This window comes from Streptomyces sp. NPDC059696 (assembly GCF_042733745.1).
In the GTDB taxonomy this organism is placed as follows: Bacteria; Actinomycetota; Actinomycetes; order Streptomycetales; family Streptomycetaceae; genus Streptomyces.
This window is the reverse complement of the sequence record NZ_JBHWFG010000030.1, coordinates 90,196-105,873: the sequence shown is the minus strand read 5'-3', so window position 1 is coordinate 105,873 and position 15,678 is coordinate 90,196. Positions and strand designations below refer to the sequence as shown.

Here is a 15,678-nt window from a genome sequence, read left to right as displayed (position 1 = left end):
TTATCCTTTGTGGGTCTGGGACTTTGTTTTTAATTCCCCTGGTCGCGCCCCCGACCCCTAAAACCCCCCCCCCCGGGGGTGGGGGGGGCCCCGGGCGCGGGGCTCCCCAGGCGGGGCCGCCCCGGCGCCGGGTGCTGTCGCGCCCCGGACCCCGCCCCGGGGCGGCGTCATCCACAGGCCCCGCCGCCGGGCCGCGCGGCGTCGTACGCTGGAGACCCCCCGGCCCGCGGCGCGCGTCGGGCCCGTGGTGTTGCCCACCCCCCTGGACGGAAAGCCCCCGAATGAGCCTGCACGGTCTGCTCGACGCCGTAGTCAAGGACGCCGCCCTCGCCGAAGCGATCAGGACGGCCGCAGACGGCAACCGCATGCACGTCGACCTGGTCGGCCCCCCTGCCGCCCGGCCCTTCGCGGTCGCCGCCCTGGCCCGGGACACCGGCCGCCCGGTGCTGGCGGTCACGGCGACCGGCCGTGAGGCGGAGGACCTGGCCGCGGCCCTGCGCTCCCTGCTGCCCCCCGAGGGGATCGTGGAGTACCCGTCCTGGGAGACGCTCCCGCACGAGCGGCTCAGCCCCCGCAGCGACACCGTCGGCCGCCGCCTGGCCGTGCTGCGCAGGCTGGCCCACCCGCGCCCCGACGACCCCGAGACCGGCCCGGTCTCCGTCGTCGTCGCGCCCGTCAGGTCCGTGCTCCAGCCGCAGGTCAAGGGCCTCGGCGACCTGGAGCCGGTCTCCCTGAGGACGGGACAGAGCGCCGATCTGCAGGAGGTCGTCGACGCCCTCGCGGCCGCCGCCTACGCGCGCGTGGAGCTCGTCGAGAAGCGCGGCGAGTTCGCCGTGCGCGGCGGCATCCTCGACGTGTTCCCGCCCACCGAGGAACACCCCCTGCGCGTCGAGTTCTGGGGCGACGACGTCGAGGAGATCCGCTACTTCAAGGTCGCCGACCAGCGCTCCCTCGAAGTCGCCGACCACGGCCTGTGGGCGCCGCCCTGCCGCGAGCTGCTGCTCACCGAGGACGTGCGCACCCGCGCGGCCGCCCTGGCCGAACAGCACCCCGAGCTCGGTGAACTGCTCGGCAAGATCGCCGAGGGCATCGCCGTCGAGGGCATGGAGTCCCTCGCGCCCGTCCTCGTCGACGACATGGAGCTGCTGCTCGACGTGCTGCCCAAGGGCGCCATGGCCGTCGTCTGCGACCCCGAGCGGGTCCGCACACGCGCGTCGGATCTGGTGGCCACCTCGCAGGAGTTCCTCCAGGCCTCCTGGGCGGCCACCGCCGGCGGCGGCGAGGCCCCCATCGACGTCGGCGCGGCCTCCCTGTGGTCCATCGCCGACGTCCGGGACCGGGCCCGCGAGCTGGACATGATGTGGTGGTCGGTGTCGCCGTTCGCCGCCGACGAGGAGATCGACGGGGACACCCTCAAGCTGGGCATGCACGCCCCGGAGACCTACCGCGGCGACACCGCCAAGGCCCTCGCCGACACCAAGGGCTGGCTCGCCGACGGCTGGCGCACGGTCTTCGTCACCGAGGGCCACGGCCCGGCGGCCCGGACCGTGGAGGTGCTGGGCGGTGAGGGCGTCGCGGCCCGCCTCGACTCCGACCTCGCCGAGATCTCCCCGTCCGTCGTGCACGTGGCGTGCGGCTCGATCGACCACGGCTTCGTCGACCCGGCCCTCCAGCTCGCCGTCCTGACCGAGACGGACCTGTCGGGGCAGAAGGCCTCCGGCCGCGAGGGCGCCCGCATGCCCGCCCGCCGCCGCAAGACCATCGACCCGCTGACCCTGGAGCCGGGCGACCACATCGTCCACGAGCAGCACGGCGTGGGCCGCTACATCGAGATGGTCCAGCGCACCGTGCAGGGCGCCACCCGCGAGTACCTGGTCGTCGAGTACGCCCCAGCCAAGCGCGGCCAGCCCGGCGACCGCCTCTACATCCCCACCGACCAGCTGGAGCAGATCACCAAGTACGTCGGTGGCGAGGCCCCCACCCTGCACCGCCTCGGCGGCGCCGACTGGACGAAGACCAAGGCCCGCGCGAAGAAGGCCGTCAAGGAGATCGCCGCCGACCTCATCAAGCTGTACAGCGCGCGCATGGCCGCCCCCGGGCACGCCTTCGGCGCGGACACCCCCTGGCAGCGCGAGCTGGAGGACGCCTTCCCCTACGCGGAGACGCCCGACCAGCTCACCACCATCGCCGAGGTCAAGGAGGACATGGAGAAGACGGTCCCGATGGACCGCCTGATCTGCGGCGACGTCGGCTACGGCAAGACCGAGATCGCGGTCCGCGCCGCGTTCAAGGCCGTCCAGGACGGCAAGCAGGTCGCCGTCCTGGTGCCCACGACCCTGCTCGTGCAGCAGCACTTCGGGACGTTCAGCGAGCGCTACGCGCAGTTCCCGGTCAACGTGAAGGCGCTCTCCCGCTTCCAGACCGACACCGAGGCCAAGGCGGTCCTGGAGGGGCTGCGCGAGGGCTCCGTCGACATCGTCATCGGCACGCACCGCCTGTTCTCGTCCGAGACCAAGTTCAAGGACCTGGGTCTGGTCATCGTCGACGAGGAGCAGCGCTTCGGCGTCGAGCACAAGGAGCAGCTGAAGAAGCTCCGCGCGAACGTCGACGTGCTGACGATGTCCGCGACCCCCATCCCCAGGACCCTGGAGATGGCGGTCACCGGCATCCGCGAGATGTCGACGATCACCACCCCGCCGGAGGAGCGCCACCCGGTCCTGACCTTCGTCGGCCCCTACGAGGAGAAGCAGATCGGCGCCGCCATCCGCCGTGAGCTGCTGCGCGAGGGCCAGGTCTTCTACATCCACAACCGGGTCGAGTCGATCGACCGCGCGGCGGCCCGGCTGCGCGAGATCGTCCCCGAGGCGCGCATCGCCACCGCCCACGGCCAGATGTCGGAGCAGGCGCTGGAACAGGTCGTCGTCGACTTCTGGGAGAAGAAGTTCGACGTGCTGGTGTCCACGACGATCGTGGAGTCCGGCATCGACATCTCCAACGCCAACACCCTGATCGTGGAGCGCGGCGACAACTTCGGCCTCAGCCAGCTCCACCAGCTGCGCGGCCGGGTGGGCCGAGGCCGTGAGCGCGGCTACGCCTACTTCCTCTACCCGCCGGAGAAGCCCCTGACCGAGACCGCGCACGAGCGGCTCGCGACCATCGCCCAGCACACGGAGATGGGCGCGGGCATGTACGTGGCGATGAAGGACCTGGAGATCCGCGGCGCGGGCAACCTCCTCGGCGGCGAGCAGTCCGGTCACATCGCGGGCGTCGGCTTCGACCTGTACGTGCGGATGGTCGGCGAGGCCGTCGCGGACTACCGGCGCCAGCTGGAGACCGGCGAGATCGAGGAGGAGCCGCCGCTCGAGGTGAAGATCGAGCTGCCCGTCGACGCGCACGTCCCGCACGACTACGCGCCGGGCGAGCGCCTGCGCCTCCAGGCGTACCGGGCCATCGCCTCCGCCAACTCGGAGGAGGACATCAAGGCGGTCCGCGAGGAACTCGTCGACCGCTACGGCAAGCTGCCCGAGCCGGTGGAGAACCTGCTGCTCGTCGCCGGGCTGCGGATGTTCGCGCGCGCGTGCGGGGTCGGCGAGATCGTGCTGCAGGGCAACAACATCCGCTTCGCCCCGGTGGAGTTGCGCGAGTCGCAGGAGCTGCGGCTCAAGCGGCTCTACCCCGGGGTGGTCATCAAGCCGGCGGTCCACCAGGTGCTGGTGCCGCGCCCGAAGACGGCGAAGGTGGGCGGCAAGCCGCTGGTCGGGCGCGAACTGCTGGCCTGGGTCGGGGAGTTCCTCACATCGGTGCTGGGTTCGTGATGCCGCGACGGTGACGGGAACGCCCCGACACCTCGGCCGGCCGCCGCGGCGAGTTCACCGATCCGCCTACGCATGGTTGTCCTGCTGCTGCGGGGGCGGCCGGGCGTGGGGAAGCCGTCCGCGGGAGATGCGTCCGAATCTCCCCGGACGGCCCCGGAGTCGGAGGCCCTACTGCTGTTCGGGACGGTCGCGGTCGCGGTCCATGCCCAGCGAGCCCTCGACGCGCTGCTGGCCGGAGTCGACCTGGTCCTCGTACTTGCCGCCGGTCCTCTCGTTGATCCGCTGTTCCGCGGCGTCAGAGCCCTGCTTGCCCTTGTTCCGCGCCTGGCTCTTGAACTTGTCGAAGATGCCCATGCGCAAGCTCCCTCCGAAGGTGACTCAGAACCGACGATACGCGCGAGATGTGAAGTATGCGCCTTGAGGCCCGATGTGGTCTGAACCTCTTCCTCGCTACCGTGGAACCGGGCGCCGGCCACCCGTGCCGGAGCGGAACAGGCAGACAGAGGAGGGGGCGCAGGGTGACGCGTCTGAGGGGTGGGGCGGCACTGGCTGCCGCGATGGTGTTCACCGGTTCGGCACTCGCCGGCTGCGAGGGCCTGGCCCCGCCCGTGGACGGCGGCGGACCCTCCGGCAACGGTGCGGCGGCCGCCGGCGACGGACGGGCCGTGAACCCGCTGGACAACCCGGACGGCACCGAGCCGGGTCTGGCGGCCGTCACGTCGGACGCGGACAAGGAGAGGGCGCGTGCCCTGATCGAGAAGGTGGCGACGAAGGGCCGCGGCCCCAGGACGGGCTACGAGCGCGACAAGTTCGGCTACGCCTGGATGGACTCGGCACCGCGCGACGTCCCCTTCTCCCACAACGGCTGTGACTCGCGCAACGACCTCCTCAAACGGGACGGCCAGGACCTGCGGTTCCGGAAGGGGTCGAACTGCGTCGTCACCTCCATGACGCTGCACGACCCCTACACCGGGAAGGTCATCGAGTGGACCAAGTCCCATGCCATCGAGGTCCAGATCGACCACGTCATGCCGCTCTCGTACGACTGGCAGATGGGCGCCTCCCGCTGGAGCGAGGACAAGCGGGAGTCCATCGCCAACGACCCGCTCAACCTCGTCCCGGTGGACGGCCCGACCAACGGCTCCAAGGGAGACTCCGGCCCGGCGTCCTGGCTGCCCCCCAACAAGCGGATCCGCTGCGCCTACTCGGTGCGCTTCGCCCAGGTGTCGCTGAAGTACCAACTGCCCGTGACGGCACCGGACAAGGAGATGATGCTGCGGCAGTGCGGCGGGTGAGCGCCCCCGCCCGGCGGTCGCGCCCGCCGGGTAATTCGGTTCCGGGCGTGCACCGCCCCCGCCTACGGTGATCACATGCAGCCGACGATATCGAGCCTCGCCGACCGCCCGGACATGCTGGAGCGGGTCGTCGGGATGGCCGACAGCTGGCCGGAGTTCGTGATCCAGGACCTCGTGGGCGCCGCCCACTTCCCGCGGATCGCCGCCGAACTCCCGGAGTACGTCCTGTTCGCCGAGGACGAGCAGGGCGAGATCGTGGCGAACGCCTACAGCGTGCCCTTCGCCCTCGGCACCGAGCACCGCGGGGGCCGGCTGCCGGCCAACGGCTGGGACGCGGTCCTGGTCTGGGCGTTCTCCGACCTCCGGCGCGCAGTACGGCCCGACACCGTCAGCGCGATCTCGGTCTCCGTCGCCCCGCACGCCCAGGGGAGCGGCCTGTCCGGGGTGATGCTCTCGGCCATGCGCGACAACGCCCGGGCCCGCGGCTTCCGGGAGGTCGTCGCGCCGGTCCGCCCCAACGGCAAGCACCTGGAACCGCACACGCCCATGGAGGAGTACGCCCACCGCGTCCGCCCCGACGGCCTGCCCCAGGACCCGTGGCTGCGTGTCCACGCCCGGGCCGGAGCCGTCATCGACTCCGTCGCACCGGCGTCGATGACGGTGTCCGCCCCGCTCGCCGACTGGCGCCGCTGGACCGGCCTGCCCTTCGACACCGACGGCGACATCGACGTGCCGGGCGCTCTGGTGCCGGTGCGCTGCGAAGCGGAGCGCGGATACGCGGTGTACGTCGAGCCCAACGTGTGGATGCGGCACCCCCTGTAGGGCGTGACGCGCGCTCCGGCCCACGACCGGGCCGGGGGCGGGCTGTTCGCACGAAGTGATCAGCATGACAACGGTTCGGTACAACCCGTGACCGCTTGTCCGTGTCGGGCTATACGCTCGGATCCCCAACAGGGTCTGTCACTCGCACACCCGTCCCCATCGGTCCCCCCCCGGTCCAGGAGCAGTCATGTACGGCCACGGCGCGGCGCCGCCTCCCCGCAGCGCGGCAACGGTCATCTCCCTGCGCGTGCTGTTCGCCGCAGCCGGTTTCCTCACGTGCGGCGTGCTGGCCTGCGTACCGCTGTTCCGCGTGGCCGTCCTGCGTGGCCGGGCCCTCGACTGGGTGCTGGCCTGGGTGAGCCTGCCGCTGGCCATCGCCTGTTTCGCCGTCGTCGGTTCCCTGCCGGAGGACGACGTCCGCACCGACATCGCGCTGGCCGCGATCCTGCTGCTCGGGGCGGGTTCCGCCATCTACTTCCTGGTCGTGGACATCGGCCACCACGCCGCGCAGCGGAGGTTCACCGGCTACGCCTCGCCTCACGCGGCGACCGTCACCCACACCCCGTACGGCTACCCGCACCCCGCGCCGCCCTACGCACCGACGTCCACCCCCGTCCCGCGGCCCACCGCGCCCCCCACACCCGCGACGCCCCCCACACCCGCGCCGCCGCACACACCCCCCGCGCACCACACCCCCACCGCACACGACACGCCGCCGGGCCCGGGCGCGATCCAGCCGCCCCCGGCCCCCCAGCGGCCCGCCCCCGCCCGCATCGACCAGGTCCGCGCCGAACTCGACGAGCTCAGCGACTACCTGCGCCGGCACGAGGGCGACGGTCACGCGGGCGGCCGGCGCGGCGACGCCCCCGAGGACGGACGGTGACCGCGGCGGCGGGACGGGTCGTCGCCGGCCGCTACGAACTGTCCACCGTCCTCGGGCAGGGCGGCATGGGCCAGGTCTGGACGGCGTACGACCAGCGGCTCGACCGCCGTGTGGCGGTGAAGCTGCTGCGCCCCGACAAGGTGGCCGGCCAGGACGCGGAGGAGCTGCGCCGCCGCTTCGTGCGCGAGTGCCGGGTGACCGCGCAGGTCGACCACCCCGGCCTGGTCACCGTGCACGACGCGGGCAGTGAGGGCGAGGAGCTGTTCCTCGTCATGCAGTACATCGACGGGTCCGACCTCGCCGGCCACCTCGCCGAGCACACTCCGTACCCCTGGCAGTGGGCGGTCGCGGTCGCCGCGCAGCTGTGCGCCGTGCTGAGCGCCGTGCACGCGGTGCCGATCGTGCACCGCGACCTCAAGCCGCGCAACGTGATGGTGAAGCAGGACGGCACCGTCACCGTCCTCGACCTCGGCGTCGCGTCCGTGATGGACACGGACACCACCCGCCTCACCCACACCGGCACCCCCATCGGCTCGCCCGCCTACATGGCCCCGGAGCAGGCGATGGGCGGCGCGGTCGGCCCGTACACCGACCTGTACGCGCTCGGTGTGGTCCTGCACGAACTGCTCAGCGGCGATGTGCCCTTCTCCGGCTCCACGGCCCTCGGCGTCCTGCACCGGCACCTGTACGAACCGCCGCTGCCCGTGCGCCGCCTGCGGCCCGAGGTGCCCGAGGCCCTGGAGGCCCTCGTCCTGCGCCTGCTCGCCAAGGACCCGCAGCACCGGCCCGCCTCCGCGCAGGAGGTCTACGAACACCTGGAGCTGCTCCTGCCGTCGCGCGGGACCCCCACCGGAGCGGCCCTCGACCCCACCCGCCCCTTCCTGCGCCCGCACGCCCCCTGGCCGGATCGCGCGCGCACCCCGGCGCCCCGGCCCGCGCCCGCCGCACCCGTCACCGAGGCCCCGGGGCACACGGACATCGCCCGCGCCGTCGACGAGGTCAAACGCCTCCTCGGCGAGGGCCGCGTCACCCAGGCCGTCGACATCCTCGGCGGCATCCTGCCCGCCGCGGCGGAACAGCACGGCGCGCACTCCCCGGTCGTGCGCACCCTGCGCAAGCAGTACGCGGCGACCCTCCTGGACGACGGCCAGTACCGGCGCGCGCTGCCCGAACTGCGCCGCCTCGCCGACGAACGCGCCGCCGAGGCGGGCCAGGCCGACCCCCAGGCCCTGCGCTTCCGCTACGAGGCCGCCCAATGCCTGGAACAGCTGGGCGACCCGGCCGCGGCGCTCGCCGAGTACCGCGCGGTGCTGCCCTACTACGAGAACCAGTACGTCGCCGCCGGGGGCCCGGAGCTGGCGCACGACGTACGCCGCCGGATCGGCCACCTGCTGCTCGCCCTCGGCGACCGCGGGGCCGCCCACGACACCCTGGCCCGGCTGCTGCACGACGTGGAACGCACCCACGGCCCCGGGCATCCGCTCGGCGCGGAGATCCGCCGGACGCTCCAGTGGCTGGGGCAGGTCCGCGGCTGACGGGCGACCCGGAGGCGCGGCGGTGCCCGAAGTCCCGGTGAATCGTTGGTCGAATGGGTTGGCCAGAGCCTGGTCACTGCCTACCATCGATCACCGCAAGACCTTGTGCACCGTCGCACAAACTCCTCAGGAGGTCTCCTTGCACCGCCGCCGTCGCACCGCGCTCGTCCTCACCGCCGCGATCGCCGCCGCGGCACCCCTGCTCACCGCCTGCGGGAACGACGCGCATCCCGGCGCGGCGGCCGTGGTGGGCGGACAGCGCATCACCGTCTCCCAGCTGGACGAGCGGGTCGGCGAGGTCCGCGCGGCCCAGCGGGCGGCCGTGCAGGACCAGGCCCAGTACCAGCAGGCCATCGCCCGGACCGGCACCCTCACCCGCGACACCCTGCACACGATGGTCCTGGACCGGGTGCTGCACCGCGCCGCCCAGGACGCCGGGGTGACGGTCTCCCGCAAGGAGGTCCAGGCGATGCGGTCCGGCCTGGAGCAGCAGGCCGGCGGCGCGAAGGGTCTGGAGACGACCTGGCTCCAGCAGTACGGGATCCCGCCGCAGCGCCTCGACGAGAACCTCCGCTTCCAGCTGGAGGCCCAGAAGCTCGCCGAGAAGCTCGGCACGAGCACCGACCGTCCCGAGTTCTGGAAGGCCCTCTCCGACGCCTCCAAGGACCTGAACGTCGACCTCAACCCCCGCTACGGCACCTGGGACGTCCAGAAGAGCAGCCGCGCCGACGCGAAGACACCCTGGGTCCGCGACGTCACGGCGGCACAGACGCAGCAGGGCATGTAAGCAGGCGGGGGCCGCCGCCCCTGCGGCGGCCCGCCCTCCACCGCCCCCTGTGGACAACTTCGGGTGCTGTCCGTGGCGTGGGATAGCTTCGAAGCGTGAACGCCAACAGCCCCGAAGCCACCCCGGGCCCCGAGCGGACCGCTCCCGACGCGGCCGCCCCGCCCGGCCGCGTCGTCCTGCTCACCACCAGCCACCGCGTCGCCCCCGGCCTGCTGTCCTGGCCGGCCTGGCAGGCCCTGCACGAGGCCGACCGGGTGCTCTGCGCGGACGGCACGCACCCACAGCTGCCGTATCTGCGTGAGGCCGGGATCGACGTCGCCGAGGCGTCCCCGACCGCGCAGGAGCTGGTCGACGCCTGCGCCGGCGGGCACACGGTGGTCGTCGTGGCGACGGGCGAGGGCGAGCCGGCCCTGACCGACGGCCTGGCCCGCCTCGCCGGCACCGGCCGCGTCGCCATGCCCGAGCTGGAGCTGCTGCCGGCCTCCTACGACCTTCCCGGCGCCCGGCTCCTGGACCTCGTCCAGGTCATGGACCGCATCCGCGCCGAGTGCCCCTGGTCCTCGCAGCAGACCCACGAGGGCCTGGCCAAGTACGGCATCGAGGAGGCGTACGAGCTCGTCGAGGCGATCGAGGAGGGCGACCGCGACGAACTGCGCGAAGAGCTCGGTGACGTCCTCCTCCAGGTCGTCTTCCACGCCCGCATCGCCGAGGAGGGCCGCCCGGAGGACGGCGAGGACCCCTTCTCCATCGACGACGTGGCCGGCGGCATCGTCGCCAAGCTGATCCACCGCCACCCGCACGTCTTCGGCGACGCGACGGCCACCACCCCCGAGGAGGTCAAGGAGCACTGGCTGCGCACCAAGGCGGTCGAGAAGCAGCGCACCTCGATCACCGAGGGCATCCCCCTCGGCCAGCCCGGCCTCGCCCTCGCCGCCAAGCTGGCCTCCCGCGTCCGCACCGCCCGCCTGGACATACCGCTCCCGCCCGTCGAGGGCATCGGCTACGACCTGCTGGCCCTGGCCGTGCGTGCCGAGTCGGAGGGCGTCGACCCGGAGGCGGCCCTCAGGGCGGCGGCCCGCGCGTACCGCGACGCGATCCGCCAGGCGGAGGGCTAGACACCCGCCCGGTCGTGCGGATCGCGCCGGCATCTCGGACGCCGAGCCCGGACGCCGAGAGCCGGACGCCGGACGCCGAGCAGGGACGCCGTGCCCGGACCCCGAGCCCGGACGCCGGGCAGGGACGCCGGGCAGGGACGCCGTGCCCGGACGCCGAGCCCGGACGCCGGGCCGGACGCCGAGAGCCCGGACGCCGTGCCCGGACGCCGTGCTCGGACGCCGGGCAGGGGTGCCGCTCGAAGCCGGATACCGTCGACGTGTGACCGACCAGCACAGCCCCAGCCCGCCCCCGCCGGCCCCCGACCTCTTCACCTGGGAGTTCGCGAGCGACCCCTACCCCGCCTACGCCTGGCTTCGCGAGCACAGCCCCGTGCACAGGACGCGGCTCCCGAGCGGTGTGGAGGCCTGGCTGGTCACGCGGTACGCCGACGCCAAGCAGACGCTCGCCGACCCCCGGCTCTCCAAGAACCCCGCGCACCACGACGAACCGGCGCACGCCAAGGGCAAGACGGGGATCCCCGGCGAGCGCAAGGCCGAGCTGATGACGCACCTGCTCAACATCGACCCGCCGGACCACACCCGGCTGCGGCGGCTCGTGTCCAAGGCGTTCACACCCCGCCGGGTCGCCGAGTTCGCGCCACGGGTGCAGGAGCTCACCGACACCCTCATCGACGGCTTCGCGGCCAAGGGCTCCGCCGACCTGATCCACGAGTTCGCCTTCCCGCTCCCCATCTACGCCATCTGCGACCTGCTCGGCGTCCCGCGCGAGGACCAGGACGACTTCCGCGACTGGGCGGGCATGATGATCCGTCACCAGGGCGGGCCCAGGGGCGGTGTGGCGCGGTCGGTGAAGAAGATGCGCGGCTACCTCGCCGACCTCATCCACCGCAAGCGCGAGGCGCTGCCGGCCGAGCCAGCCCCCGGTGAGGACCTCATCTCCGGCCTGATCCGCGCCTCCGACCACGGCGAGCACCTCACCGAGAACGAGGCGGCGGCCATGGCCTTCATCCTGCTGTTCGCCGGTTTCGAGACGACCGTCAACCTGATCGGCAACGGCACCTACGCACTGCTCACCCACCCCGGGCAGCGCGCCCGGCTCCAGGCGTCCCTCGCCGCCGGGGAGAGCGCCCTCCTGGAGACCGGCGTCGAGGAACTCCTCCGCTACGACGGCCCCGTCGAACTCGCCACCTGGCGCTTCGCCACGCAGTCCCTCACCCTCGGCGGGCAGCGCATCGAGGAGGGCGACCCCGTCCTCGTCGTCCTGGCCGCCGCGGACCGGGACCCGGAGCGGTTCGCCGACCCGGACGTGCTGGACCTCTCCCGCCGCGACAACCAGCACCTCGGATACGGCCACGGCATCCACTACTGCCTCGGCGCCCCGCTCGCCCGCCTGGAGGGCCAGACCGCGCTCGCCACGCTCCTCACCCGCCTCCCGGACCTCCGGCTGGCCGCGGATCCGGCCGAGCTGCGGTGGCGCGGCGGTCTCATCATGCGCGGGCTGCGCACTCTGCCGGTGGAATTCGCACCGGCGGCGCCGGCGGCACCGGTAGCCCCGGGCGGACGTGACGAAACATCAGACCTGTGATCTTCACGTGATCTACGCGGCATGAACTTGTGACAAGTGATCGACTGCCGATACGTTCACCCATCAACGCGGCGGGGAATCACGCCGCGTCGGTCACTGCTGTCTCGCGAAAGGTCTCCGTATGCTCTCCGGGAACGGTCGGCACCGTCGCCCCCGCCAGGCTCCGGCTCTCCTCGTGGCGGCCGGAGTGACCGGCTCCGCCATCGCGATCCCCCTCCTCGGGGCCTCCGGCGCCAGCGCGGCCGACGGCACGACCTGGGACCGGGTCGCGGACTGCGAGACCGGCGGCGCGTGGAGCCAGAACAGCGGCAACGGCTACTACGGCGGTCTGCAGTTGTCCCAGGAGGACTGGGAGAACCACGGCGGTCTCGACTACGCCGCGAGCGCCGACCTGGCCAGCCGCTCCCAGCAGATAGCCGTGGCCGAGAGAGTCCTCGCCGACCAGGGGGTCGGCGCGTGGCGCACCTGCGGCCTGCTCTCCGGCCTGGAGCAGGGCAAGGGGACGGGGTCATCCGAATCATCGGACTCGTCCGACTCGTCCGACTCGTCCGGCGAAGTGGACTCGCCCGGTTTGCTCGACTCGCTCGGTTCGTCCCCTTCGGGCGACGCGTCCCCGTCCCCCTCGTCGTCGGCTGACGGGTCGTCGGACGCGAAGGGCAAGGGCGCCGATCCGGACAAGTCGCCCGAATCAGGATCGTCGCAGGGCCGCCAGTCCGACGACTCCTCGCCGGCCCCCTCCGAGAGTGGCGCGTCCGACACGTCGCGGTCCGCGGGCGGCTCCTCGAAGTCGGCCGACACCGGCTCCGGTCGCCACCGCGGCCCCAGCGCCGACGAGACGCAGGGCGCCGAGGACGGCCGTACGGGTGAGTCGGCGGGACGTCACGCCTCGCGCGGTGACGACAGCTCCCGTGAGGCCTCCGAGGGTGCCTACATCGTGGGTGTCGGCGACAGCCTCTGGTCCATCGCCGACTCCCTTGAGGTCAGCGGCGGATGGCACGCGCTCTACGAGGGCAACGAGAAGGCCGTCGGCGCCGACCCGGACCTCATCCTCCCCGGTGAGAAGCTCACGGTCGAGGGCGAAGCGGACGAGAAGTAGCGGTTCGGGCAGTGCGGAAACCGGGGCGGAAGTCGCCCCGAAACCGCGCGAGTTAGCGTCCTGATTCGCGACTGATGTCCTGTTTGGGGCCCGTGAGAGATAGATCTCAGAAGCCCTGATCGTCTTTGAAATTCCGTCGATCGCGTGTCTACGGTCGTGACCGCTCGCCACCGCGAGCCCCGGCTGCCGCAACGCCGAATCCTGCCAGCGGCCGCACGGGAACAGTCGTCGCGTCAAGCGCCGTAGGCAGGAGCGGGGGACCCAAGGTAGGTGCCCGACCGGCAGGTTGTGCCGGAAGGGCTTGGGGTGAAGCCGTGTCCCGGGAGGGACGCGGCCGGGCAACTCAACCGGCCCGAACCCGACAGCTCACCTCGCAGGCGTCGGTGAGGGGATCCATCCATGCTGTTTTCCGGCAAGGGCAAGCACCGTCGTCCGTCCAAGGCCACCCGCGCCGCCGCGCTCGCCGGTGTCACCGGTGTCGCCATCGCCGCCCCGCTGATGGCGGCCGGCAACGCCTCCGCCGCCACCGCCTCCGAGTGGGACGCCGTCGCCCAGTGCGAGTCCGGCGGCAACTGGTCCATCAACACCGGCAACGGCTACTACGGCGGTCTGCAGTTCTCCGCCTCCACCTGGGCCGCGTACGGCGGCACCCAGTACGCCTCCACCGCCGACCAGGCCAGCAAGGACCAGCAGATCCAGGTCGCCGAGAAGGTCCTGGCGAGCCAGGGCAAGGGCGCCTGGCCGGTCTGCGGCAAGGGCCTGTCGAGCGCCGGCTACACCGGCAGCGGTTCCTCCAGCGACTCCGGCAGCTCCGCGCAGAGCCAGCAGAGCCAGCAGAGCACCGAGTCCCGCGAGACCCAGGAGCAGCCGGCCTCCCGCTCCGACGAGCGCCCGGCGGCCAAGAAGACCGTCACCACCCCGACCGGCAAGAAGGTCAAGAAGGGTGACGGCGAGTACAAGGTCGTCAAGGGTGACACCCTCAGCTCGATCGCCGCGGACCAGAAGGTCAAGGGCGGCTGGGAGAAGCTGTTCGAGCTGAACAAGGACATCGTCGAGGACGCCAACCTCATCTACCCGGGCCAGCAGCTGCACCTGAAGTAAGCAGCGGCCCACGCCGGACCCCGCGGGGTCCGGCCCACCCGGACCCCCGGGTCCACGGGCTCCCCGCCCCGGTGCGTCACCCCCCGTACGCACCGGGGCGGGGTTTTTTCGGCAACGGGCTTTGTTCCGTTCGGAAACAATTTACGCTCGGTTCTGTCCATGGGGTGGGCGACCCGGTGGCCGATCGCCCCGGGCCGGTTAGGCTCATGTCGCGAGCCACCGGGCCCGCACCTCGCCGGGTCCGCGCGACCCGCGTACCGCGTCACATCAAGAAGGAGATGCTCGTGCCGTCCATCGACGTCGTCGTAGCCCGGGAAATCCTGGACTCCCGAGGCAACCCCACGGTCGAGGTCGAGGTCGGCCTCGACGACGGCAGCACCGGTCGTGCCGCCGTCCCGTCCGGCGCCTCCACGGGCGCCTTCGAGGCCATCGAGCTCCGCGACGGCGACTCGAACCGCTACCTCGGCAAGGGCGTGGAGAAGGCCGTCCTCGCCGTCATCGAGCAGATCGGCCCGGAGCTGGTCGGCTATGACGCCACCGAGCAGCGCCTGATCGACCAGGCGATGTTCGACCTGGACGCCACCGACAACAAGGGCTCCCTCGGCGCCAACGCCATCCTCGGCGTCTCGCTCGCCGTCGCCCACGCCGCCTCCGAGGCCAGCGACCTGCCGCTGTTCCGCTACCTGGGCGGCCCCAACGCGCACCTGCTGCCGGTGCCGATGATGAACATCCTGAACGGCGGCTCGCACGCCGACTCCAACGTGGACATCCAGGAGTTCATGATCGCCCCGATCGGCGCGGAGTCCTTCTCCGAGGCCCTGCGCTGGGGCGCCGAGGTCTACCACACGCTGAAGAAGGTCCTGAAGAGCAAGGGCCTGGCCACCGGCCTCGGCGACGAGGGTGGCTTCGCCCCGAACCTCGGCTCCAACCGCGAGGCCCTCGACCTCATCCTCGAGGCCATCAAGGAAGCCGGCTACACCCCCGGCGAGCAGATCGCCCTGGCCCTCGACGTCGCCGCCTCCGAGTTCTACAAGGACGGCTCCTACACCTTCGAGGGCAAGACCCGCTCCGCCGCCGAGATGACCGAGTACTACGCGGAGCTCGTCGACGCGTACCCGCTCGTCTCCATCGAGGACCCGCTGTTCGAGGACGACTGGGAGGGCTGGAAGACCATCACCGCCAAGCTCGGTGACAAGGTCCAGCTCGTCGGCGACGACCTGTTCGTCACCAACCCCGAGCGCCTCGCCCGCGGCATCGAGGAGGGCGCGGCCAACGCGCTGCTCGTGAAGGTGAACCAGATCGGTTCCCTCACCGAGACCCTGGACGCCGTCGAGCTGGCCCAGCGCAACGGCTTCAAGTGCATGATGTCCCACCGCTCCGGCGAGACCGAGGACGTCACCATCGCCGACCTGGCCGTCGCCACCAACTGCGGCCAGATCAAGACCGGCGCCCCGGCCCGCTCCGAGCGCGTCGCCAAGTACAACCAGCTGCTGCGCATCGAGGAGATCCTCGACGACGCCGCGGTCTACGCCGGCCGCAGCGCCTTCCCGCGGTTTCGCTCTGCGAACCAGTAAGCACGGCAAGGGCTGAACCCGGCGGGTCAAGCCTGAGCCAGTCGTACGTACGTCCCCGTACCCGGTCCCG

General features: G+C 72.3%; 12 protein-coding genes and 1 riboswitch. Of the genes, 11 read left to right on the top strand and 1 reads right to left on the bottom strand.

Going from position 1 to position 15,678, the window contains the following annotated elements; translation table 11 throughout:
- Window positions 1-281 precede the first annotated feature (281 nt).
- Window positions 282-3,815: a transcription-repair coupling factor gene (gene mfd / locus ACFV20_RS28340; RefSeq protein ID WP_385661346.1), complete on the top strand. Its 3,534-nt coding sequence runs from the start codon at window positions 282-284 to the stop codon at window positions 3,813-3,815.
- 168 nt (window positions 3,816-3,983) lie between these two features.
- Here the strand turns inward: mfd and ACFV20_RS28335 are convergent, their stop codons facing one another.
- Complete coding sequence (locus ACFV20_RS28335; RefSeq protein ID WP_385661343.1) at window positions 3,984-4,169, bottom strand: antitoxin; 186 nt, start codon at window positions 4,167-4,169, stop codon at window positions 3,984-3,986.
- Window positions 4,170-4,333: 164 nt separating this feature from the next.
- Here ACFV20_RS28335 and ACFV20_RS28330 point away from each other — a divergent pair, with 164 nt between their 5' ends.
- The 10 genes from ACFV20_RS28330 to eno all read left to right on the top strand — a co-directional run bounded on the left by ACFV20_RS28330 (window position 4,334) and on the right by eno (window position 15,608).
- On the top strand, window positions 4,334-5,110 hold the full coding sequence (locus ACFV20_RS28330; protein WP_385661340.1) for an HNH endonuclease family protein: 777 nt from the start codon (window positions 4,334-4,336) through the stop codon (window positions 5,108-5,110).
- Between the two features lie 75 nt (window positions 5,111-5,185).
- The gene (locus ACFV20_RS28325) at window positions 5,186-5,932 is read left to right on the top strand and encodes an N-acetyltransferase (RefSeq protein WP_385661337.1); all 747 of its coding nucleotides are present in this window, start codon (window positions 5,186-5,188) and stop codon (window positions 5,930-5,932) included.
- A gap of 187 nt (window positions 5,933-6,119) precedes the next feature.
- Window positions 6,120-6,815 (top strand): hypothetical protein, encoded by a 696-nt coding sequence (locus tag ACFV20_RS28320; protein WP_385661334.1) that lies wholly within the window; start codon window positions 6,120-6,122, stop codon window positions 6,813-6,815.
- 38 nt (window positions 6,816-6,853) lie between these two features.
- Window positions 6,854-8,350, top strand: coding sequence for a protein kinase (locus tag ACFV20_RS28315; RefSeq protein ID WP_385661354.1), 1,497 nt, complete (start codon window positions 6,854-6,856; stop codon window positions 8,348-8,350).
- Between the two features lie 139 nt (window positions 8,351-8,489).
- Window positions 8,490-9,137, top strand: coding sequence for a SurA N-terminal domain-containing protein (locus tag ACFV20_RS28310; protein ID WP_385661332.1), 648 nt, complete (start codon window positions 8,490-8,492; stop codon window positions 9,135-9,137).
- A gap of 95 nt (window positions 9,138-9,232) precedes the next feature.
- A complete protein-coding gene (locus ACFV20_RS28305) occupies window positions 9,233-10,252 on the top strand; it encodes a nucleoside triphosphate pyrophosphohydrolase (protein ID WP_385661330.1) in 1,020 nt (339 codons plus the stop codon).
- A gap of 259 nt (window positions 10,253-10,511) precedes the next feature.
- Window positions 10,512-11,837, top strand: coding sequence for a cytochrome P450 (locus tag ACFV20_RS28300; RefSeq protein ID WP_385661327.1), 1,326 nt, complete (start codon window positions 10,512-10,514; stop codon window positions 11,835-11,837).
- 121 nt (window positions 11,838-11,958) lie between these two features.
- A complete protein-coding gene (locus ACFV20_RS28295) occupies window positions 11,959-12,933 on the top strand; it encodes a transglycosylase family protein (protein WP_385661324.1) in 975 nt (324 codons plus the stop codon).
- A gap of 228 nt (window positions 12,934-13,161) precedes the next feature.
- Window positions 13,162-13,328, top strand: a riboswitch (cyclic di-AMP (ydaO/yuaA leader).
- A 4-nt stretch (window positions 13,329-13,332) separates the two neighbouring features.
- Window positions 13,333-14,034 (top strand): transglycosylase family protein, encoded by a 702-nt coding sequence (locus ACFV20_RS28290; RefSeq protein WP_385661321.1) that lies wholly within the window; start codon window positions 13,333-13,335, stop codon window positions 14,032-14,034.
- 284 nt (window positions 14,035-14,318) lie between these two features.
- The gene (gene eno / locus ACFV20_RS28285) at window positions 14,319-15,608 is read left to right on the top strand and encodes a phosphopyruvate hydratase (RefSeq protein WP_385661318.1); all 1,290 of its coding nucleotides are present in this window, start codon (window positions 14,319-14,321) and stop codon (window positions 15,606-15,608) included.
- The last annotated feature ends 70 nt before the right edge of the window (window positions 15,609-15,678 follow it).